The sequence below is a fragment of the Streptomyces sp. NPDC053750 genome, from assembly GCF_044544295.1.
In the GTDB taxonomy this organism is placed as follows: Bacteria; Actinomycetota; Actinomycetes; order Streptomycetales; family Streptomycetaceae; genus Streptomyces.
In genome coordinates, this window is record NZ_JBITXB010000006.1 from 359758 (window position 1) to 380472 (window position 20715).

23 protein-coding genes are annotated in these 20715 nt (G+C 70.5%); 5 read left to right on the forward strand and 18 right to left on the reverse strand.

Annotated features, from left to right (window positions below; translation table 11 throughout):
- Nucleotides 1–51: 51 nt before the first annotated feature.
- Entirely contained in the window at nt 52–1377 is a 1326-nt protein-coding gene (locus ACIGO6_RS19915; protein WP_399877786.1) for a PhoH family protein, read from the reverse strand.
- A 988-nt stretch (nt 1378–2365) separates the two neighbouring features.
- On the opposite strand from ACIGO6_RS19915, the gene ACIGO6_RS19920 reads away from it, so the two are divergent.
- A complete protein-coding gene (locus ACIGO6_RS19920; RefSeq protein WP_399877789.1) occupies nt 2366–3559 on the forward strand; it encodes a winged helix DNA-binding domain-containing protein in 1194 nt (397 codons plus the stop codon).
- A 9-nt stretch (nt 3560–3568) separates the two neighbouring features.
- On the opposite strand, the gene ACIGO6_RS19925 is transcribed toward ACIGO6_RS19920, so the two are convergent.
- The gene (locus tag ACIGO6_RS19925; RefSeq protein ID WP_399877792.1) at nt 3569–4369 is read right to left on the reverse strand and encodes a class I SAM-dependent methyltransferase; all 801 of its coding nucleotides are present in this window, start codon (nt 4367–4369) and stop codon (nt 3569–3571) included.
- A 51-nt stretch (nt 4370–4420) separates the two neighbouring features.
- The gene (locus tag ACIGO6_RS19930) at nt 4421–5296 is read right to left on the reverse strand and encodes an LLM class flavin-dependent oxidoreductase (RefSeq protein WP_399877795.1); all 876 of its coding nucleotides are present in this window, start codon (nt 5294–5296) and stop codon (nt 4421–4423) included.
- Nucleotides 5297–5560: 264 nt separating this feature from the next.
- On the opposite strand from ACIGO6_RS19930, the gene ACIGO6_RS19935 reads away from it, so the two are divergent.
- Nucleotides 5561–5947: a DUF192 domain-containing protein gene (locus ACIGO6_RS19935; RefSeq protein WP_399877798.1), complete on the forward strand. Its 387-nt coding sequence runs from the start codon at nt 5561–5563 to the stop codon at nt 5945–5947.
- Nucleotides 5948–5971: 24 nt separating this feature from the next.
- Here the strand turns inward: ACIGO6_RS19935 and ACIGO6_RS19940 are convergent, their stop codons facing one another.
- On the reverse strand, nt 5972–6481 hold the full coding sequence (locus ACIGO6_RS19940; protein WP_399877800.1) for a hypothetical protein: 510 nt from the start codon (nt 6479–6481) through the stop codon (nt 5972–5974).
- Nucleotides 6482–6596: 115 nt separating this feature from the next.
- On the reverse strand, nt 6597–7088 hold the full coding sequence (locus ACIGO6_RS19945; RefSeq protein WP_399877802.1) for an ATP-binding protein: 492 nt from the start codon (nt 7086–7088) through the stop codon (nt 6597–6599).
- A gap of 265 nt (nt 7089–7353) precedes the next feature.
- Between ACIGO6_RS19945 and ACIGO6_RS19950 the strand changes: the two genes are divergently transcribed.
- Together ACIGO6_RS19950 and ACIGO6_RS19955 are read left to right on the forward strand one after the other, a co-directional pair.
- Complete coding sequence (locus ACIGO6_RS19950; RefSeq protein WP_399878193.1) at nt 7354–8205, forward strand: helix-turn-helix domain-containing protein; 852 nt, start codon at nt 7354–7356, stop codon at nt 8203–8205.
- Nucleotides 8206–8209: 4 nt separating this feature from the next.
- Entirely contained in the window at nt 8210–8410 is a 201-nt protein-coding gene (locus ACIGO6_RS19955; RefSeq protein WP_399877805.1) for a hypothetical protein, read from the forward strand.
- Nucleotides 8411–8417: 7 nt separating this feature from the next.
- On the opposite strand, the gene ACIGO6_RS19960 is transcribed toward ACIGO6_RS19955, so the two are convergent.
- The 12 genes from ACIGO6_RS19960 to ACIGO6_RS20015 all read right to left on the reverse strand — a co-directional run bounded on the left by ACIGO6_RS19960 (nt 8418) and on the right by ACIGO6_RS20015 (nt 17683).
- Complete coding sequence (locus ACIGO6_RS19960) at nt 8418–9032, reverse strand: OmpA family protein (RefSeq protein WP_399877808.1); 615 nt, start codon at nt 9030–9032, stop codon at nt 8418–8420.
- 8 nt (nt 9033–9040) lie between these two features.
- A complete protein-coding gene (locus ACIGO6_RS19965) occupies nt 9041–9619 on the reverse strand; it encodes a hypothetical protein (RefSeq protein ID WP_399877810.1) in 579 nt (192 codons plus the stop codon).
- Nucleotides 9620–9652: 33 nt separating this feature from the next.
- Nucleotides 9653–10246 carry a pilus assembly protein TadG-related protein gene (locus ACIGO6_RS19970; RefSeq protein ID WP_399877813.1) on the reverse strand — a complete coding sequence of 198 codons (594 nt, stop codon included), beginning with the start codon at nt 10244–10246 and terminating at the stop codon, nt 9653–9655.
- A complete protein-coding gene (locus tag ACIGO6_RS19975) occupies nt 10246–10449 on the reverse strand; it encodes a Flp family type IVb pilin (protein WP_399877816.1) in 204 nt (67 codons plus the stop codon). Before ACIGO6_RS19975 ends, ACIGO6_RS19970 begins: the two co-directional genes overlap by 1 nt.
- 272 nt (nt 10450–10721) lie before the next feature.
- A complete protein-coding gene (locus ACIGO6_RS19980) occupies nt 10722–11627 on the reverse strand; it encodes a DUF5936 domain-containing protein (protein WP_399877818.1) in 906 nt (301 codons plus the stop codon).
- A 13-nt stretch (nt 11628–11640) separates the two neighbouring features.
- Nucleotides 11641–12585 carry a type II secretion system F family protein gene (locus ACIGO6_RS19985; protein ID WP_399877821.1) on the reverse strand — a complete coding sequence of 315 codons (945 nt, stop codon included), beginning with the start codon at nt 12583–12585 and terminating at the stop codon, nt 11641–11643.
- Between the two features lie 9 nt (nt 12586–12594).
- Nucleotides 12595–13932 (reverse strand): CpaF family protein, encoded by a 1338-nt coding sequence (locus ACIGO6_RS19990; RefSeq protein ID WP_399877823.1) that lies wholly within the window; start codon nt 13930–13932, stop codon nt 12595–12597.
- Between the two features lie 20 nt (nt 13933–13952).
- Complete coding sequence (locus ACIGO6_RS19995) at nt 13953–14333, reverse strand: TadE/TadG family type IV pilus assembly protein (protein WP_399877826.1); 381 nt, start codon at nt 14331–14333, stop codon at nt 13953–13955.
- Nucleotide 14334: 1 nt separating this feature from the next.
- Nucleotides 14335–14763, reverse strand: a complete 429-nt coding sequence (locus tag ACIGO6_RS20000; RefSeq protein ID WP_399877829.1) for a TadE/TadG family type IV pilus assembly protein — start codon at nt 14761–14763, stop codon at nt 14335–14337.
- A complete protein-coding gene (locus ACIGO6_RS20005) occupies nt 14760–16019 on the reverse strand; it encodes a CpaE family protein (RefSeq protein WP_399877832.1) in 1260 nt (419 codons plus the stop codon). The genes ACIGO6_RS20000 and ACIGO6_RS20005 overlap by 4 nt, the downstream gene beginning before the upstream one ends.
- Before the next feature lie 8 nt (nt 16020–16027).
- Nucleotides 16028–16735 (reverse strand): Flp pilus assembly protein CpaB, encoded by a 708-nt coding sequence (cpaB, locus tag ACIGO6_RS20010; protein ID WP_399877835.1) that lies wholly within the window; start codon nt 16733–16735, stop codon nt 16028–16030.
- A 78-nt stretch (nt 16736–16813) separates the two neighbouring features.
- On the reverse strand, nt 16814–17683 hold the full coding sequence (locus ACIGO6_RS20015; protein WP_399878195.1) for a hypothetical protein: 870 nt from the start codon (nt 17681–17683) through the stop codon (nt 16814–16816).
- A 335-nt stretch (nt 17684–18018) separates the two neighbouring features.
- Here ACIGO6_RS20015 and ACIGO6_RS20020 point away from each other — a divergent pair, with 335 nt between their 5' ends.
- Entirely contained in the window at nt 18019–19722 is a 1704-nt protein-coding gene (locus ACIGO6_RS20020) for a chitinase (RefSeq protein ID WP_399877837.1), read from the forward strand.
- A gap of 80 nt (nt 19723–19802) precedes the next feature.
- Here ACIGO6_RS20020 and ACIGO6_RS20025 read toward each other — a convergent pair whose 3' ends face one another.
- Nucleotides 19803–20705 carry a hypothetical protein gene (locus ACIGO6_RS20025; protein WP_399877839.1) on the reverse strand — a complete coding sequence of 301 codons (903 nt, stop codon included), beginning with the start codon at nt 20703–20705 and terminating at the stop codon, nt 19803–19805.
- Nucleotides 20706–20715 lie beyond the last annotated feature (10 nt).

Genomic DNA, 20715 nt, shown 5'->3' on the forward strand with positions numbered 1-20715 from the left:
GCGCCGACTGCCGGGTAACCGGCCCTTGTCGGGTCGGAGTTCTCGGACCGGTCAGATGTGACCGTCCTCCAGCATTTCGGTCACAAGTGCCGCGATCTGGGACCTCTCGGAGCGGGTCAGGGTGACGTGCGCGAAGAGCGGATGCCCCTTCAGCTTCTCGACGACGGCGACGACTCCGTCGTACCGGCCCACCCGCAGGTTGTCCCGCTGGGCCACGTCATGGGTCAGCACGACCCGCGAATTGGCCCCGATCCGGGACAGAACGGTCAGCAGAACGTTCCGTTCGAGCGACTGGGCCTCGTCCACGATGACGAACGCGTCGTGGAGCGAGCGGCCGCGGATGTGGGTGAGCGGGAGCACCTCGAGCATCCCGCGCGCGGTGACCTCCTCGATGACCTCCCGACTGGTGACCGCCGACAGCGTGTCGAAGACCGCCTGCGCCCAGGGGCTCATCTTCTCGGCCTCGGAGCCGGGCAGATAACCGAGCTCCTGCCCGCCCACCGCGTACAGCGGCCGGAAGACCATCACCTTCTGGTGCTGCCGGCGCTCCAGCACCGCCTCCAGCCCCGCGCACAGCGCCAGCGCCGACTTGCCGGTGCCGGCCCGGCCGCCCATCGACACGATGCCGACGTCCGGGTCGAGGAGCAGGTCGAGCGCGATCCGCTGCTCGGCGCTGCGTCCCTTGATGCCGAACGCCTCCCGGTCGCCGCGCACCAGGCGGACGTTGCCGTCGGCCGTGACCCGGCCGAGGGCCTTGCCGCGCTCCGACTGGATGGTCAGACCGGTGTGCACGGGCAGGTCGACGGCCTCGGGGACGTGGACCCGGCCCTCCTCGAAGAGCACGTCCACCTGTTCACCCGGAAGGGTGAGTTCGGACATGCCGGTCCAGCCGGAGGCGTCCGTGATGGCGAGCTCGGCGCGGTACTCCTCGGCGAGCAGACCGACGGAGGAGGCCTTGATCCTGAGCGGGAGGTCCTTCGAGACGACGGTGACGTCGAACCCCTCCGCCTGCAGGTTGCGGGCGACCGCGAGGATGCGGGAGTCGTTGTCCCCCAGGCGGTAGCCGGTGGGCAGCACGCCGGGGTCCGAGTGGTTGAGCTCGACACGCACGGTGCCGCCGAGATCCCCGATCGGAATGGGGGCGTCGAGGCGACCGTGCCGCACCCGGAACTCGTCGAGCAGGCGCAGGGCCTGCCGGGCGAAGTAGCCGAGCTCGGGATGGTGCCGCTTGGCCTCCAGCTCCGTCACCACGACGATGGGGAGCACGACTTCGTGCTCGTCGAAGCGGTTCAGGGCGTTCGGGTCGGCCAGCAGGACGCTGGTGTCGAGTACGTAGGTGCGCCGATCTGGCTTGTGGCGCTTTGTGCTGGTCACCACGGAAGGACGTACCCCCTCGGATGAGGTCGGGGAGCGACGGAGTGGACGCTGGGCCGGGAGCGCGGGAGCGAGCCGACCGGTCGACGGCCGCCCTGCACCGGCGCGGGCCGCGAACCGGCCCTCCGCCGCGTCTTCCGTGCCGTGACCGCACGGTCGGGCTGGTGCAAAGGGCCTCCCGGGCGGACGGCTCCGTGCCGTCCGCTGAGATACGACACCCGTGGTTCGGGCGTCGACCTGCTTGGCTTATGCCCTCGAACGAGCGCCGCCATGCCACGACCCGGGACGACACACCGGTGAACTCCTCGTTACGGGGGTCCCTCAGGAGACGGCTACGAGGAGGCAGACCGGAGGCAGACGGACGGCGGCCGGACGGCAGACGGACGGCGGCTGCGAGGAGGCAGAAAAACGGGCCGGTCCGTGGGGGGGAGACGGACCGGCCCGAGGGGGGGTTTCCACCATAACCCTTTGTAAGTGATGCTGCGTGCATCGGCGTGCCACAACTACTCTCCGAAACCGCCCGGCGACGCCCGGATGGCCACGGAAGCACCAATTCCGCCCTGAATCATGGCTAAAACCGGGCGTATCCACAGGGAAACGGAGTGACCGCAGAGGCGATCCGAAGGACGGGGCGTGCGCCGGGTCCTGAGCGGCGAACCGCCCGCCCATCCCTCCACCGGGTGACCCCACCGGCGACCACCCGCTTGACCAGGCACCGCGCAGCCCCCTCCACTGCGCGGTGCCACACGCGCAGCTTTGCTCACGCGAATTACCTGACCTCGAATTTACGTGATCGGGCGGACCGGATTCGACCCGGACGGGACAGCGGTGGATAACGATGTGGAAACCCTGTGAGGATCGAGGGGTGATTCCGCACCCTCTCTCCGGGCAGGCGAATATTTGCGAAGGTACGCCCCTTACGCCCCGAAGATCCACCACTCCGCGACCCACTAGGCCACTTTCTGTCCTACTACTCCCCTAACGTCGCCTCATGACCAAGACGGAGCGGATCACTTGGGGCTCGGCGAGTGCACGACGGCTCGCACGGCAGTTCCTGGCCAACTCTGCCCGAACGGGCACGCCGGTCGCCGACGTAGTCGGCACGATGCTCGGCGTCCACGCCCAGGTGCTGTCCGCGGCCGAGCTGTCCGTGGGGCTGCGGACCGACGGCACCACCCGTATGGACGTACGCACCGCCCTGTGGCCGACCGAATCGTCCGCCGCGCCGCCCCCGTTGGTGAAGACGCACGGCCCGCGCGGGACGGTGCATCTGCTCCCGGCCCGGGACCTGCCGATGTGGTGCGCCGCCCTGCCCGCGATCCCCGGCGGCCCGGGCACCGCCTCCCCCTCCGACGTCCGCCTCACCGAGGAGCAGGCCGGACAGGTCGTGGCGGCGATCGGCGACGCCCTCGACGGCACGTTCCTGACCATCGACGAGCTCGGCGAGGAGGTCGTCGCCCGCACCGGCCCCTGGGCCGGCGACCTGGTGATGCCGGCGTTCCAGACCATGTGGCCGCGCTGGCGGCAGGTGCTGCACCGGGCGGGCCAGTCCGGCGTCCTCTCCTTCGGCCCCCACCGCGGCCGCAAGGTGACGTACACCCGCCCGCCCCACTTCACCCCGCCGGCTCCCGAGGAGGCGCTGCGCCGTCTCGTACGCCGCTACCTCCACGCCTACGGCCCGGCCACCCCGCAGCACTTCGCCCGGTGGCTGGCCGCACCGCCCGGCTGGGCGCGGACGCTGTACGCGGAGCTGGCCGCCGCCGGCGAGATCGAGGCGGTCGACTTCGAGGGAACGTCGGCGTGGGTGGTGACCGGTGACACCGACTTCCCGGACGGACCGGAGCGGGAGGGACTGCTGCGCGGGGTGCGGCTGCTCCCCTACTTCGACGCGTACCTCATCGCCGCTCAGCCGCGCGAGCTGCTCTACCCCGGGGCCGCGTACGAGCGGGCGCTGGCGGGCGGGCAGGCGGGCAACTTCCCCGTGCTGCTGGTGGACGGTGTCGTGGCGGGCGTCTGGCACCAGCGGCGCCGGGGGAGCCGGACGACCGTCACGGTCGAGCCGCTGGGGCGTCTGACGGCACGGCAGGAACGGGAGCTGGCGGCGCAGGCGGAACGGGTCGGGGACGTACTGGAGGCGCGGGCGGAGTTGGTCGTGGGCGAGGTGACGGTGGGCCCGCACGCGTGAGCACCGCGCCTACGGGCGTCGCTTGCGGGCGTCGAAGAGGTGGCGGGTGCTGTGGGCGACGAAGGGTCCCTCGGCCTCGATGCGTTCGTGCAGGTCGCGCAGTCGGTCCCGGTACTCCTCGACGGTGAACCCGGGGACCATCCACACCACCTTGCGCAGAAAGTGCACGACGGCCCCGACGTCGTGGAACTCCATCCGCAACCGCTCCGCCCGCAGGTCCACGACCTCCAGACCGGCCGCCTCGGCGTCGGCGCGCTCACGGTCGGGGTGACGGTGGTTGCGGGTCTCCTCCGGCTGCGGCCCGAGGAAGTACTCGATGAGCTCGAAGACGCTGGCGGGGCCGACGTGCTGGGCGAAGTACGTGCCGCCGGGCGCGAGTACGCGGCTGATCTCGGCCCAGTGCGGCACGACCGGGTGCCGGCTCACGACCAGGTCGAAGGCTCCGTCCGCGAAGGGGAGGGGCGCGTCGTCGGGCGAGGCGACCACCGGGACGCCGTGCGGGCGGAGCAGTTCGGTGGCCTTGGCGACGTTGGGCGCCCAGCCCTCGGTGGCGACGACGAGCCGGGGCCGTTGGGTACCGGCCGCCTGGAGGGCGAAGTCCAGCACCTCCCCTCCCCCGGTCTGCACGTCCAGTACGGCGGTGGCGTCGGCGAGCCGCCCGGCCATGGACCGCGCGTACCCCCACGAGGGCCGCGCCTCACTGGCCCGCCCCTCGAACCAGGAGAAGTCCCACCCCTCGGTGGGAACGGAGGCTCCTTCGGCCACGAGGTCGTCGAAGGTACGGGGACGAGGGGCGGGGGGCTGTGCCATGGGGGGCGGATCCGATCGGTGAGGTGGAGCGAGAGGGGGCTGGAGCACGGCCTAGGCGACGACCAGGGGCCGGACCTCCTCGGCGGCGAACCGCACGAACCCCTCGGGGTCGGGCTCGTCGCCGGTCGGCTGGAGTACCACGGTGTCGGCCCCGGCCTCGGCCAGCCGCCGCACGGCCTGGGCAACGGTCTCCGCGTCCCCGGCGACCCCGAGGTCCGGCACCGATCCGACACCCTCGGCGACCAGCTCGGCCCGAAGCCGCTCAGGGGCGTCGCTCCCGGTGGCGGCGAGTAGATAGACGACGACCTTGTGCGCGTCCGTCCGCCCGGCCGCCTCCCGCCCTTCGTCGATGAGCCGACGCGCCTGCCGTACCCCGTCGGGCGGAGTGGACGCGGTGAGCACGGTCCCGTCGGCGGCCTCACCGGCCAGCCGCAGCGAACGGGGCCCGGTGGCACCGGCGAACACCTCGGCGCCCCGGCCCGGCGGCCAGTCGAGCGCGACGTCGTCGAGCGCGACGTACCGTCCGTCCGTGGTCACCCGCTCCCCGCGCAACAACGCCCGCAGGGCCAGCAGATACTCCCGCAACAGGGTGACGGGCGACTCGACCCGCGCCCCGACCTGACCCATCCAGTCCTGTACCCCGTGCCCGACGCCGAGGATGGCACGCCCGGGGAACATGCGGTGCAGGGTGGCGGCCTCCATGGCGGTGAGGGCGACGTTCCGCAGCGGCACGGGAAGCAGCCCGACGCCGACCCGCATCCTCTCGCTCCAGGCGAGCGCCGCGGCGGCCGTGGAGATCCCGCCCTCGCGGAAACAGTCCTCCCACAGCCACAGCTCCTCGAGCCCGGAGTCCTCGGCGGCACGGACGACAGCACGCAGCCGCTCGGGGGCGAGCTGGGGACGGAATACGGCACCGAGTCCGGTCATGGGGCCTTCCTACCTTTGGCACAGGTCGCCGGACAACCGCATTAGGGCGCTGGTGTCTCCTGTTGACGCTCGGCCCTCGACCGGAGACGACACGAGGACGGGGCTGTTTGTCCCACCCCGCGCGAGCAGACGGCCTTGCCCTACTGCCTTGGTGTACGCGTTCTTCAGACGGTCCCGCCCGAACGGTGGCTGCGGCGACCGTGTCGGATCCCATCCCGGACGGATACGTTCGGCGGAACAGCGGGCTGTGCGGAGGGGATCGGCATGGGGCGGCGGCGTTGGCAGGACGGGGTGGGCACGTTGGTGGTGGAAGGGCAGGCCGATGGCGTGGGTGTTCGCCTCCCGCTGGAGATCGCCGGATCGTACCGGGCCCGCGCCAAGGGGCTGTTGGGGCGGGACTCCGTCGACGGGGCGATGCTCCTGACCCCCGCCAACAGCGTGCACACCTTTCGGATGCGGATGCCCATCGACGTCGCCTACCTGGACCGACGGCTCGTCGTCATCGCCGTGCGCACCATGCGGCCGGGCAGGCTGGGGCTGCCCCGGATCCGTGCCCGTCATGTGCTGGAGGCCGAGGCCGGGGCGATGGCCGGGTGGGGAGTGCGGGTGGGGGTGCGGGTGGAGATGGTGGTGGCGGCTGAGGGAGGCTGACTTGGTGCGTGAACGACCGGACTTTCAGTCGGAGACGATGTGGAAGAGGGCCGTACCGTCCTCGCCGGGCGCTGCCTGAATGACCACGGCGTCGGGCTGGGGGTTCGGCCTGCCGTCGACGCCGAATCCGCCGCAGAAGTTGCTGCTGCCGCTGCTGCGCAGAACGGTGACGCATCCCGCCCCTGACCCACGGGTGCCGGCCTTGGACTGGCCACTGCCCGACTTCACGGTGTAGGCGACCTCGTTCGGCCCTACCTTGGTCACGTGCAGGGTCGCCTCCGCCCCGGAGGGGCCGCGGAAGCGGACCGTGACCGGCTCGGTCACCAGGACCTCGCAGTCCCCGTCCGCACAGGCGCCGGTGTCTCTCCCGTCCTGAGCCGACACCGAGGGGCGGACGGGCGAGGCCGAGGCGCCGGAGGGGCCGGGTTCGTCCGCCCTGCCGCATCCGGTTGTCGACAGCAGCGTCACCAGCGCCGCCAGCCCGATACGCGTACCCCCTCGTCGGGCCCTGGGCCCCGGTGCCGTCCTCGCCATGACGCGCTCACCCTCCGTCCCTTGCCGTCCACTCCGGCCAGGCCAGCCTTCCCGAGCGGCTCGGCCACGATGCCCGGCCGTCGCGTTGCGGCATGGGGAACAGCCGTTCAAGGCTTCACGCCAGGTACTTCCGGGCCAGGTCCCTCGGCAGCACGGCCCACATGCGCGTCCCGCCTCCCGGTTGGCGGGCGTCACCGAAGCCCCAGTCTCCGGAACAGGCTCTGACGACGCAGGCCATGACCCGGAGCGCCGACCTGCGCCGGGCATCACAGGCGGCCGCGAGGCGGGGGTGGGTGTGGCGGGCGTGGCCGTCGTAGAGGATCACCCGGAGGGCGTCGTCGCGGTAGCGCAGGGCGACGTACACCTCGGCGGTGGGCGTGAAACGGCATGCGCAGGCGACGAGTTCGCTCATCACCTGGACCGCGGGTTCGGTCATGCCCTCCAGGCCGTGTGCCCGGAGGATCGTGCGCGTCGCTGCGCGGGCCACGGCCGGGCTCTGCGGGGCGGCGGGGAGGGTCAGGCTGTATGTGAGGGTTTCGAGGGTGGGTGGGGTGGAGGGATGGACCGTGGGGGTCTGTCCCAGACAGGTGGTGGGGGACGGGGGCATGGCAACTCCTCGCTCGAGAGCACTGGGTTGGTGTCGGTCCGGTGGCTCGTCTCCCTGACACGGCCTGCCCTCCCAGGGGCGGAGGTTACGGGCAGGCGCGTGTGATGCCCTTCCGGAGCAAGAGCGCTGCGCACGCGCTCTGTCACTGAAAGTAGAAGCAGGTGAGTCACAGTGTCCACATGTTTGGAGATAATTACCCCTAGCGAGGTGGACTTGCCTGTTGAGCCTCGGCAGACTGAGGCCACCACAGCCGGGAGAGGGCAGCATGGCCACGAGAAGTACGCCGACGGAGCGACAGAAGCGCCTGGGTGCCGAAATGCGGAAGATGCGGCTTGCGTCGGGCGTCACCACGGAGTACGCCGCCGGGCTGCTCGGCATCGACCGCACCCGGCTGTCCAACATGGAGTCGGGAATCCGTCCCTTCTCGGGTGACCGTGTCCGTACGCTCGCCTGTAATTTCGCGTGTACGGACCAGGGCTACGTCGATGCGTTGGTCGCCATGGCCGAGGACAGGGAGCGCGGGTGGTGGGAACGTCACCGAGGCACTCTGCCTGCCGGGCTGCTGGACATCGCCGAACTGGAGTGGCACGCCGTGCGCGTGCGGACCGCGCAGGTCATGCACGTACCAGGGCTGCTGCAGACTGAGGATTACGCGCGGGCCGTCTTCGCCGCTGTACTCCCGGCGTTGAGCCGTCTTGAGGTGGAGCTGCGCGTCGCCCACCGCATGGAACGACAGCAGGTTTTCACCCGCCACCAGCCGCTTTCGTACATCGCCTACGTGCACGAGGCCGCGCTGCGCATGCCCTACGGGGGCTTCGAGACCGCACGTCGGCAACTGGAACAGCTGGCCCAACGGTCAGAACAGGAAGGTGTCGACGTTCGGGTGATCCCCACGCATGTGGATGGCTTCCCCGGAGCTGGGCACGCCCTCCTGTACGCGGATGCGGCCGTCCCCCAGCTCGACACCGTTCAGCTGGACTCCGCACATGGGCCGGAATTCACCGGAGCGGAGGCCCAGCTCACCAAGTACCGTGCCCACCTGGACTGGATGGAGAACGCGGCGCTGTCGCAGTCGGCATCGCGTGATCTCATCCGTCATGTCGTCCGCGAATTCTGAGGAGATGGCCACCGTGGCAGGCGTCAACTGGGAAGAGCCCTTCTGCGGCGAAGGCAACAACTGCTTCCGCATAGGCACCGACAATGAAGGCAACGCCTACATCGCTGTCGCCGGGCAGGAGGACCGTCCCCTCACCGACAGCCGCGAAGCTCTCCGGTCGCTCATCCTGGAGATCAAGGCGGGCAAGGCGGACCATCTGTTGTGAGCCGACGTCAGCTTCCCGAGCGCGGGAACGTGACCTCCACCCTGCGGTTCTTCTTGCGGCCGGCCTCCGTCGAGTTGTCGGCGATGGGGTACTGCTCGCCGTAGCCGCGGACCTCGTAGGTGATGCCGGCGTCGTTCAGGTTCTGGGACAGGACGGCGTGTACGGCGTTGGCGCGCTGCTTGGAGAGTACGTCGCCGTGGGCGGAGGAGCCGAGGTCGTCCGTGAAGCCGAAGACGCGGATGCGCGTGGCGTTCTGGGCCTTGATCTCCTCCGCGATCCCCGCGATACGGGACTTCGCCTCGGCGCCGAGCTTCGAGCTGTCCTTGCCGAACAGCACCTCCGCCTGGAGCGCGAGGGTGACGCTCGTGTTGGTGTCCTCGCGACGTTCGTCGCCGCTCTGTTCCTCCACGACCGACTTGATGTCCAGCACCTTGGCCTGGGCGAGCGTGGCACCGTCCGGGAGCTTGAGGTCCGGGTCGTTGGGGTCGACCTCGACGGGGGCGGAGGCGGAGGGTTGGGTGCCAGGGGGGTCGTTGGGGTCGTCGTCGGCGTGGGCCGGGGTGGTGGCGAGCATGAGGGTGGCCGTGGTCAGGACCAGGATGAGCCGCGGGGAGGAGGTCATGTTCGGCCTCACCCGGAGATGTCGATGGTGCCGGGCGTGAACATGGGCAGTTGGAGCGTCACCTCGGTCGTGCTCGCGGGGGGCGCGGGGAACTGCATGAAGACCGGCAGCGACTCGCCTGACTTAAGGGCTGGGAAGTTGGTCGTCGTGAGCGGGCGGCCTTCTGTGTCGCGCAGCACGTAGTAGCGCTTCTTGCTCTTGGAGTCCACCAGAGTGGCACCGCCGAGAGACTTGCCGTTCCGGATGATCTCGGTCTCGTTACCACTCACCTGGACAGGGACGTTGACCGTCTTACTGCTGTCGTTCTTGAGGTCGCCGCTCACCGTGACGAAGCCTCCTGCATCCCGCTGCGCGGCAGTGATCTTGAGGAACAGGCCGCTGGGTCCCTTCAGCTCGGCCAGGGTCTCCGACGGCTCCTTCTCCTGAGCATCCGGCTTGGACTCGCTGCTCCTGGAAGAGGCAGGCGACGCATCCGGCTTGTCGTCGTCACCCCCGCCGCCACAACCCACCACGCCGAAGGCCAGCACGACCGCTACGGGCCATGCAATCAATCCTCTGCGGGCCTTCGTTGTGAACCGAATGCTCATGACTCTGCTTCCTTCGTCCTCGTCGTTCGTTTGTCAGTCGGTCAGGTGGACGTCGAAGAGATCCTCGGGCTTCGGCAGGTTCGAGAGGTCGTCCGGCTTCAGTTCCCAGTCCTCGCCGTCCTTGCAGGAGAGACTGGGCAACTCGTCCTCGTCGGCGTCCTCGGCGAGCGGCTTGAACGTGCAGCGGGCTTCGATGACCGCGGTCGCGGACTCCATCGCCTTCTGATCCTCCGTGCCCGGCACGATGGTGTCCCCGACGGTGTCGTTGGTCTCGGCTACGGCGGTGTAGCCCAGGAGCCCGTCGGGCTCACACTCCACGCTCGCGTCATTGCTTGCCGCCAACTCGTGAGCGCGCCAGCACCCGTCGGGTACCAGCGCCTTACCGTCGAAGATGTCCTGCCATGAATCCGGTTCCAGAAGGTTCTCAAGCCATTCGTCCGCGAGACGGTCCCGTGTTTCCAGGGCCGCTGCGAGTGCCGCGGCGTCCGCTGCCGTCTGCGCCTCGCTACGAATCGCTGCTGCCTGTCCGACCGCGAAGTATGCGAGCGCGAGGAAGAGCAGGCCGCCCACCACTGTGATGTAGATGGGGAAGGCCTGCCCTGCGTCGTCGTTCGCACGGAGAGGCATCAGATGCCCGTGACCTCGGTGATCTTGTCCGTGATCGCGTTGTAGATCGTCTGCCCGATGTCCGTCCCAGTGATCGCCAGCACGATTGCCACCACCACCGCGATGATCCCCAGGTACTCCACGGCCGTCTGCCCCCTGTCGTTGCGGGCGGCGGCGGTGCGGGTCTGCAGGTGGGCGGCGATGGTGTGGAGCCAGTTGGTCATGGTGTTCCCCTCCAGGGTGGACGATGCCGCGTTGGTGGCAGGAGGCGGGGATCTGATGGCTGGTCATGCCGGACGTCGCGTCGTCCACGATCTCCACCTCCTCGCGCTCGGTTGGGACCTCGTCCTGTCGGGGAGTACCAGACAACGACTGTCCCACAATGGATTGCAGGTGCGAAAGGTTTTGCGTCAATTCAGCCCGACTAGGCCGTGAATCGGCGGTTGTTGAAGTCATCGTTTCGTGTGCAGTCGCACTCTCCTGACGTACGTCCTCCCTACTCACCGGTGATCGTTTCGAAGTCCGTCCCCGAGCCCAGGATCAAACCCGCACCGAGGAGGATCATCGTGGCCGGGACCATGAACGTCGTGATCATCATCGTGGCCTTGGGTACCGCGCGCGCGGCCTTGCGGCGGGCGTTCTGCGCGTCCGTGCGGCGCATGTCCTTGGCCAGGGAGACCAGGGTGTCGACGATGGGGGCGCCCAGTTCCTCGCCCTGCTGGAGTGCCGTCACGAACATCGCCACCTGTTCCGAGTCGTTGCGCCGGCGCAGCTCCGCGAAGGCCTGGCGGCGGCTCATGCCGAGGTCCATCTGGCGCAGGGTGATGCGGAGTTCGTCGGCCCACGGGCCCTCGTAGCGCATCGCGACGCGATCCAGGGCCTGGCGGAAGCCGAGGCCGGCGCTGACCACGACCGCCAGGACGTCCAGGAAGTCGGGGAGGGTCCGCTCGATCTCGTCCTTGCGGATGCGGATCGCCGACCAGATGCCGACCTCCGTCCAGAACGCGCCGAAGGCCAGCAGGAGCAGGGCGACCACGAACTGGCCGCGCAGGAGGAAGACCAGGAAGCCGACCGCGCCGAGGAAGCCGTAGACCGCGCGACGGGCGGCGTAGCGGTCGATGGTCAGGCCGCCGGGGTTGCCGGCCAGGTCGATCCTGCGGCGGTACTTGGCCACCAGGGTCGGGCCCATCAGGCGCAGTACGGCCGGGGCGTAGCGCATGCCCATGCGGTCGATGAGGGAGTCGACGGCTCCGGTGCGGGTGGAGCCGACCTCCAGGGCCAGGGCGAGGTCGTCGGGGAGTTTGGCGTCGGCGCGGTACATGCGGATGCCGGCGAAGATGCCCCAGACGCTCAGGCCCATGAGGAGTGCCAGGAGGAGTCCCAGTAGCTGTCCGTGTCCCATTTCCACTCCCCCCTCAGACGTCGATGCGGGACATGCGGCGGATGAGGACGAAGCCGACGGCGTAGAGGCCGAAGGCGGTGATCACCGCTATCTGGCCGGCCGGGGAGCCCGTCATGCGTTCCAGCGCGCCGTCCTTCACCCCGTTCATCAGGAACAACGAGCCGACGCCCATGACGGGGACGGCGTACGACGTCATGCTGACCTGGGAGAGCTGGGTGCGGACCTCGCGTCGGGTCTCCTTGCGTTCCTCCAGGGTCTCCGTGAGGTTGCGCAGGGCGCTGACCACCTGGCCGCCCGCCCGGTTGGACAGGACGAGGGTGGTGACCAGGACGACCAGCTCGCGGGAGGGGAGGCGGTCGGCGAGTTCGCCGAGGGCGTCGTCCATCGAGGCGCCGAGGGCGAGCTGGTCGGCGACCTTGCCGAGCTCCTCGCCGGCGGGGGCCTCCAGCTCCTCCGCCGCCATGCCGATCGCGGTGCGCAGGGCGAGACCGGCCTGGGTGGCGTTGGCGAGGATGCGGGCGAGTTCGGGGAGCTGGTTGATGAACTTCTCGATGCGTTTCTGGCGCTGCCAGTTGAGGAACTGGACCGCCGCGCCGATGCCCAGCAGGCCGGCGAGCGGGCCGAAGAACGGGGCAAGCGCCGCCTGGCCGATCAGCCACAGGCTCGCGACCGTGGCGAGCATGTAGGCGAAGAACTCGCCGGGGGTGACGTCCAGGCCGGTCGCCGCCAGCTTCAGTTCCAGCTTTCTGCCGAACTTGGTGCGGCGCAGGCGGCGGTCCAGGTTGCGGAAACGGCGCCTGCGGCCGACGGAGGGGATCTGTCCGGTGGCGGAGAGGCGGTCGACCAGGGCCTCGCGCTGGGCCTTGCCCGTGGCGTAGGAGTGCAGGCCCATGACCGCCAGGGTGCACGTGAGCAGCGTGATGCCGGTGGTGAGGGTGACGAGGGTGTCGAGTTCCATCGGCGGGTCCTACCTGGCTTCTCGGGTGGCGAGCTGGTCCGGGGTGTGGGCCACCCCGAAGGCCTGCGGAATGGGCTGGTTGGCCATGTAGAGGCGGTCGGCGGTGCGGCGCGGGAGGGGGTGGTACTCGAAGGCGCCGTGGATACGGCCGTCGGCGGTCATCGGCCGGGCGTTGAAGCGGGCGACCGTGGCCAGGCGGTACGGCTCGCCGCCGTGGCTGGCCAGCAGGGCGACCTCGGTGATGCGCCGGGCGCCGTCGGCGAAGCGGGTGAGCTGGACGATGACGTCGACGGAGCTGTTGATCTGGTCGTGCAGGGCGACGAAGGGGATCTCCACGTCCGACATGGAGGCCAGGGTCTGGAGGCGCATGAGGGCGTCCTCCGCGCTGTTGGCGTGGACCGTGGCGAGGGAGCCGTCGTGGCCGGTCGACATCGCCTGGAGCATGTCCAGGGACTCGCCGCCGCGGACCTCACCGACGACGATGCGGTCGGGGCGCATACGGAGGGAGTTGCGGACCAGGTCGCGGATCGTCACCCGGCCCTGGCCTTCGACGTTCGGCGGGCGGGACTCCAGGCGGATGACGTGGGCCTGCTGGAGCTGGAGTTCCGCCGAGTCCTCGATGGTGATGATGCGTTCGGTCTCCGGGATCAGGCCGGAGAGGGCGTTGAGGAGGGTGGTCTTCCCGGTGCCCGTGGCGCCGGAGACGATGATGTTGAAGCGGGCCTGCACCAGGCCGGCGAGCAGGTACAGCATGTGCTCGTCGAGCGAGCCGAGGCCGATCAGCTCCTGGAGGGTGAAGGAACGCGGGAAACGGCGGATGGTGAGGGTGGCGCCGGTCAGGGACAGCGGCGGGATGATCACGTTGACGCGCTCGCCGGAGGGGAGGCGGGCGTCGACCATCGGGTTCGACTCGTCCACGCGGCGGTTGACCGTCGAGACGATGCGCTCGATGGTCTGCATCAGCTGGTCGTTGGAGGCGAAGCGGAGGGGGAGCTGTTCGACGCGGCCGCCGCGCTCGACGAAGATCGCGTCGGGGCCGTTGACCATGATCTCCGTGATGGAGGCGTCCTCCAGCAGGGGCTCCAGGATGCCGAGGCCCAGGGCCTCGTCCACGACCCGGCGGATCAGCTGGGAGCGCTCGACCGTCGACAGGACGGGGCCCTCGCGGCTGATGATGTGGCCGAGGACGCGCTCCAGGCGGGCCCGGCGCTCGGCCGTCGCCAGCGAGCTCATCTCGGCGAGGTCGATCTCCTCCAGGAGCTTGGCCCGGTAGGAGGCGACCAGGTGTCCGTCCTCACCCCGGCTGCCGTGCTCCTCGGGGGAGTGGATGCGTGCGCGCAGGCTCATGCGGTCCCTTGGCTCCTCGGTCAGTGGTCGAGCGGCATGGTGGCGGTCTTGGTGGCGTTCCCGAAGTCCCAGCCCGGGACGATCGAGGGGATGTCGACGGTGGCCGTGACCGTCACCTCGTCGCCGCCGTAGGCCGGTGGGCAGTCGGTGCCGTCCGCCAGCCAGCTGCTGACCGCCGCCGCGCACGCGTCCTGCGCGCTCTCCTGGAGGGAGGCGTTGCGGGCTCCCGCGCGGGCGGCGGTGCCGGCCTGCTGGGCGGTGTACGCGATCAGGCCGAGCTGTACGGCGGCCATGGCGACGATGATCAGGACCGGCAGGAACCCGAGGTACTCGATGGCCACCTGGCCCCGGTCTCTCGGACGCCCGGTCGCGCGGTCCCGGCCCCTCACGGAGTACGGCATCTCAGTCGTCCTCCTCCTCGACGGCCCCCGCGTGCCCGTGCACGGTGAACGGGAAGCTGACCGTGCCCGGGAAGAGGAGGGGCACCTCGATGCGCACGTCGGCGGTGACATAGCCGCCCGCGGTGCCGCAGTCCACGCCGGCGCCTCCCTCCCACGCGCCCGGCAGCTTGTCCAGGCCCGCGTCCTGGCAGGCGCCCTGCCGCGCCCCCGGGCCGGCCGCGGTCGCCGCCCGTACCGCCTCGTCCGCAGCGTTACCCGCAAGCGTGTACGTGTATCCCACGAGGACGAGCTGCCACAGCACCACCAGCGTCACGATGATCGTCGGGGTCATGCCGAGGAACTCGATGGTGACCTGGCCGGCATCCCGGGCGCCCCGGGACCTGCGCCGCCGTAAAGCGCCCGTCCCGCTCGCCGCGCCCGTCCCCCTCATCCCCCACCGTCCTTCCGGCGCCGGAAGCTCACCGACCCCCGGTCGCCCCGGAACCGGCCGCCGCCCTTGCGGTGGTCCCCCTCGGCGGCCTTGACCAGCCCCAGTTCGCCCGCGAGGGTCCACAGGGCCTGCTTCACCGTGCTCCGGCCGTCCAGCTCGTGCAGGCGGCCGGCGTCCACCGCGCCCTGGAGTTCCTTGAAGTGGGCGGGGACGGCCGTGTCCGCGACCAGCGTGCCGGTGATCTTCCGGATCAGCGGGGGCTGGATCTCCGTGCCCCGCGTGTGCCGGTTGACGACCACGGTCGTCTCCTCCGCCTTGCGGATCTGCAGCCGGTCCCACATCCGCACGGCCCGCTTGGCGCCCCGTACGGCGACCACGTCCGGGGTGGTGACCAGGAGCGCCTTGTCGGCCATCTCCACGGCCGCCGCGCCGGCCCCGCCGAGCTGGGCGCCGCAGTCGACGACGACGACCTCGTAGCGGGAGCGCAGGGCGGTGACGATCTGGCGGGCGGCGCGGTCGGTGACCTCCTCGCCGCGTTCGCCCTCGCCGGGGGCGAGCAGCAGGGCGAGGCCGCTGTCGTGGCGGAAGACGGCGTCGGCCAGGACGCGCGGGGAGATGTCGGTGATGGCGGCCAGGTCGACCACGGAGCGGCGGAACTGGACGTCCAGGAAGGAGGCGACGTCGCCGGCCTGGAGGTCCATGTCGACCAATGCCGTGGCGCGGCCCGACGCCTGCGCCGCGAGCGCCAGTTGGATGGCGGTCAGCGTGGCGCCCACGCCGCCCTTCGCACCGCTGACGGTGACGACGGTGCCGCCGGCGCCGGTGAACACGTCGCCGCCGCTGCCGAGGTGCCGGCGGACGCCGACCGACCACTGGGCCACGGCCTGGACGCGGCTGGCGAGTTCCTCGTAGCTGAGCGGCAGGGCGACCAGGCCGCGGGCGCCGTGGTCCATGGCGGCCTGGAAGAGGCCGGGGCCGGGGTCGGAGGTGACGAGGATGACACCGACGGCCGGAAAGCGGAGGGCCACTTCGCGGATCAGCTCCAGCGCGGGCACGGGGCCGATGCGCTCGTGGACGACGACGACCTCGGGCAGTTCGTCGACCGACTCGGCGGCCAGCCGGGCGAGGGTGTCGACGAGCTGGGTGGAGTCGACGACCGGGGCGACCGGTTCGGCGTCCGGGAGCTGGCTGAGCAGGGTCGTGATGGACCGTACGGCGTCCGCGTCGCCGACTGCCGGGAGGATCCTCGTGGGCATACGGGCTCTCACTTGTCCTTCGCGAGTTCGTACGTCCGGTCCTTGTCCGGGACCGTGGTGTCGCTGCCGGGCGCCACCAGCGCGAGCCGGACCCGCTGGGCGAACGACTCGGCGTAGGTGATGCGCTGGGCGTCGATGGCGGACAGTGCGAAGGTGATGGGGACGGCGTCGGTGGGTTCGCGGTCGCGGCTGTTCTCGTCGGGCTCGAGAGAGGTCAGGTCGCCGACGTCGATGACTCTGGCGTTGGTTACGATGATCTTGGACTGAGCGGGAACACCCTCACGCTCTCCCTCGAAGGTGGCATACACGTTGACGGTGGCGCCCGGCGTGATCTTGCCGGCCACCCCGGTCGCCGCGTCGATCATGATGGCGACCTCCTGCTGACCGGGCTGCAGGGCGGGCTGGTCGACGATCATGTCGCTCTGCAGCAACGAGCCCGCCTTCAGCGTCGTCACGGCGATCTTGCCGCGGACCTGGTCGAGGTCGGTGACGGCGTTCTTCGACAGCCAGCGCTCGGGCATCTCGATCTTCTCGAACTGCCCCGCGCCGAGGGGCGTGTAGGGCTCGACGTCCGTCTTGAGCCGGTACGCGGTGACCTCGGGTCCGACCTTGGACTTCACGTCGTTGACGACGGACAGCACGCCGGCGAAGGCGCCGAGGGCGCAGAGGACCGACAGGATCAGCAGGATGATGCCGCGGCGCTGACGGGAGTTCATGTGCCGTGCAACCTCATTGGGGGAATCGGTCGAACCGGATCGGGAGTCGGGCGGTGGAGCGGATCGGGCGGTACGGGCCTACCCCGTGAGGGCGCGTCTCGCACGGCGGTGACCGAGAGCGGTCGGCCGGCGGTGGCCGGAGGTGCCGTCCCGGGGGGCGTCGTAGTCCGGTGGCGTCGCGGAGCAGAACACGCAGCGGTCGCCGATGACGTCGATGCCGCACCAGTGGCACCTGCTCTGCCGCACGGACGCGACCAGTTGGTAGAGGACCGACAGGTCGGGCAGGTAGGCGCAGAACTCGGTCAGCCGTCCGGTCCCCCACCAGCCGGCGGACTCGGCGGGCAGCTGCGTCTCGCGCAGTCCCTGCACGCGCCAGGAGGGGGCGAGGGTGCCGGTGACCCAGTCGGAGGGGAGCTGTCCCTTGGCGACCAGCAGCCAGGTGCCGAACTCGGGTCCGTCGAGGGTGGCTTCGGGCCCGATCCGCACCAGTTGCGGCACGGGGTGGGCCACGACGCCGAACTGGCTGCCGGGCATCCAGGACTTGGCGTGCGCCTTGAGGCCCACGGGGACGTGGTCGAGCCGGGCGACGGAGCCGAGGAGGGCGCCGGAGTGGATGTAGTGGGTGAGGAGCCGGCCCGCCGAGGCGAGGACGCCGGGGCTGAGGTCGCAGGAGGCCAGCTGCCGCAGCTGGCGGGCGAGTACGGCGATGCCCAGCGGGGGCAGGGGCGGCCGGAACAGGGCGATCCGGTCGGTCTCCAGGAGTGAGCGGACGGTGTGCAGCCGTCGCTCCACCTCCGGGGAGACGGCCCCCGAGCACACCACGACGACGTGCCCGTGCTGGTCGGTCAGCGACTGGAGCTCGGCCAGCACCTGCTCCAGTGGACGCCGGTCCACATCCTGGAGCACGACCGCGGGCAGCGTCCGCTCGTCCTGCGGCGGCAGCGCCATGTCGGCACTGGTCACGGCGATGGCTGTTGGCACGCGCGGCTCCCCGTCTCCCCATGCCCCGCGGTTGGGCCGGCGTTCACTCCGACACACCCGGACGACTTCACAGCGTGACTACCTGAGCACTGTATCCACGCGTCTGTGACCGGAGAACAGCGTTTCGGTAGCTGTGGAACAACTTGTGTGGCACAAGGTGCGCCAAAACGGGGCAGGTTGAGCATTTTTTCAACCAACGGCACGGCGGCGCACTTGGTCCGTACCTACCTCTTGACACCCTCAATTGGTCTGGACCACCTTGTACGTCAATGCCCTCCCCCACTCCCCCACCGGAGGCCCCCATGGCGCCCGTACACCAACGGCTCGGCAGACGGACGAAGTTCTGGGCGGGAGCCGTCACCGCCGCGCTCGCCCTCTCGGTCACCGCCGTCGGCCAGGCGTCCGCCGCCGACGTCAACAACGCGAAGAACGCCGGCTTCGAGGCCGGACTGAGCAACTGGACCTGCTCCGCGAACAGCGGCACGACGGTCTCCTCCCCGGCCCACGCCGGCTCCGCCGCACTGAAGGCGACGCCGAGCGGGCAGGACAACGCCCGGTGCGCACAGACGGTCAAGGTGCAGCCGGGCTCGACGTACACGCTGAGCGCGTGGGTCCAGGGCGGCTACTCCTACCTGGGCGTGACGGGCACGGGGACGACGGACGTGTCGACCTGGACCCCGGACTCGGCCTCCTGGAAGCAGCTGTCGACCCGTTTCACCACCGGCTCCTCGACGACCTCGGTGACCGTCTACACGCACGGCTGGTACGGGCAGCCGGCCTACCACGTCGACGACCTCTCCGTCTTCGGCCCGGACGGAGGCGGCGGCGACGGGGACCCCGACCCCACGGTGCCGTCGGCCCCGGCCGGGCTGAGCGTCTCCGGTACGACGTCGTCCTCGGCGTCGCTCGCCTGGAACGCGGTGTCGGGCGCCACCGGCTACAACATCTACCGCGACGGCACGAAGGTGACCGCGGTGACCGGCACGACGGCCACGGTGACCGGCCTCGCGGCCTCGACGTCGTACGCCTTCCAGGTCACGGCGACGAATGCGGCCGGCGAGTCGGCGAAGTCGGCGACGGTGACGGCCCGGACGACGGAGCAGGGCGACGGCGGGGGTGACCTGCCGAGGCACGCGGTGACCGGGTACTGGCAGAACTTCAACAACGGGGCGACCGTCCAGAAGATCTCGGACGTCCCCGCCCAGTACGACATCATCGCGGTGGCCTTCGCCGACGCGACCACGACGCCGGGCGCGGTGGCCTTCCACCTCGACTCGGCCGGGCTCGGCGGCTACACGGTCGACCAGTTCAAGGCGGACGTCCGGGCCAAGCAGGCCGCCGGGAAGAAGGTCATCATCTCGGTGGGCGGCGAGAAGGGCACCGTCTCGGTGAACGACGCGGCCTCCGCGACCAACTTCGCGAACTCGGTGTACGCGGTGATGCAGGAGTACGGCTTCGACGGCGTCGACATCGACCTGGAGAACGGCCTCAACGCGACCTACATGACGCAGGCCCTGCGCGCCCTGTCGGCGAAGGCGGGCCCGGACATGATCCTCACGATGGCGCCGCAGACCATCGACATGCAGTCGACGTCGGGCTCGTACTTCCGGACGGCGCTGAACGTGAAGGACATCCTCACCGTCGTCAACATGCAGTACTACAACAGCGGCACGATGCTCGGCTGCGACGGCAAGGTGTACGCGCAGGGCACGGTCGACTTCCTCACCGCCCTGGCCTGCATCCAGTTGGAGAACGGCCTCGACCCGTCCCAGGTCGGCCTCGGCCTGCCGGCCTCCACCCGCGCGGCGGGCGGCGGCTACGTCTCCCCGTCGGTGGTCAACGCCGCCCTGGACTGCCTGACCAAGGGGACGAACTGCGGCTCCTTCAAGCCGGCGAGGACGTACCCGTCCCTGCGCGGCGCGATGACGTGGTCCACGAACTGGGACGCGGCGACGGGCAACGCGTGGTCGAACGCGGTGGGGCCGCACGTGCACGGGCTGCCGTAGCTTCGACCGGTCACCGGGCGTGCGGCTGTGCGGCTGTGCTCCCTGCTGCTGCGGCGGCAGGGAGCACAGCCGCACACGGCTCAGTCGCTCCTTCCGATGTTCCCGCTCGGCAGGAACTTCTGGCGTACCCAGAGACTCAGCAGCACCGTCCCACCGACCAGCAGCGGTACCGGATCACGGGCACCGGGAGCCAGCACGTGTCCCAGCGCCATGACCGTGCAGACCGTCAGGGGAACGAACCCCGCCGCACCCTCCATCCCCCATCGCAACGTCGGCCGCGCCATGCCGAGGACGCTCGCCCCGCCGGGCAGCCACGGGCCGGCGGCCATCACCACGAGGCCCGCGGCCCTGCAACCGTCCGCCGGCTGCGGGGCCATCCCTCCGGGGCCGTGCGGGCCGACCGCCCACAGCTGCATCGTGTCGCCGACCAGCATGAGGGACAGTCCGACGATCCCCGCCCACAGGGTGGCTCTGCGGTCACTGCGCACGAGACGGCACAGGGCCAGCAGAAAGCTGAGGAACACCAGCTCAGCGGCCCACAGGACGCCCACCATCCCCTCCCCCAGCCGCCAGCCGCCCCCGGTCCCGCTCAGCAGGACCCATCCCGCCATGAACAGGGCTCCCGCTGCGACGACCCCGTCGAGCACACGCCGCAGCAGCACGGGCCGGCCGGTACCGGCATCGGCGGCGACCACCAGACCGGCCGTCCCCAGCCCGACCGCCAGCGTCGCTCCGACCGCCACCACCGAACCCAGCAGCGACGGCTCGTGTCGCCCCGCATCCGGTGGGTGGACGTAGAGCACGTCCGCCACCACCCGGTACACGCCGCCGGCCACCGCCGAACCCCCCAACAGCAACAGCCGCGTCCGCACCCGTCCGTTCGCCCACCGCGCACGGAGCACCAGCGAGACCGCCAGCGCGCAGCACCCCACGGACGGCCCCAAGGACACCATCCGCGCCACCGCGCTCCCCAACCCCGACATCAGGTGCGCC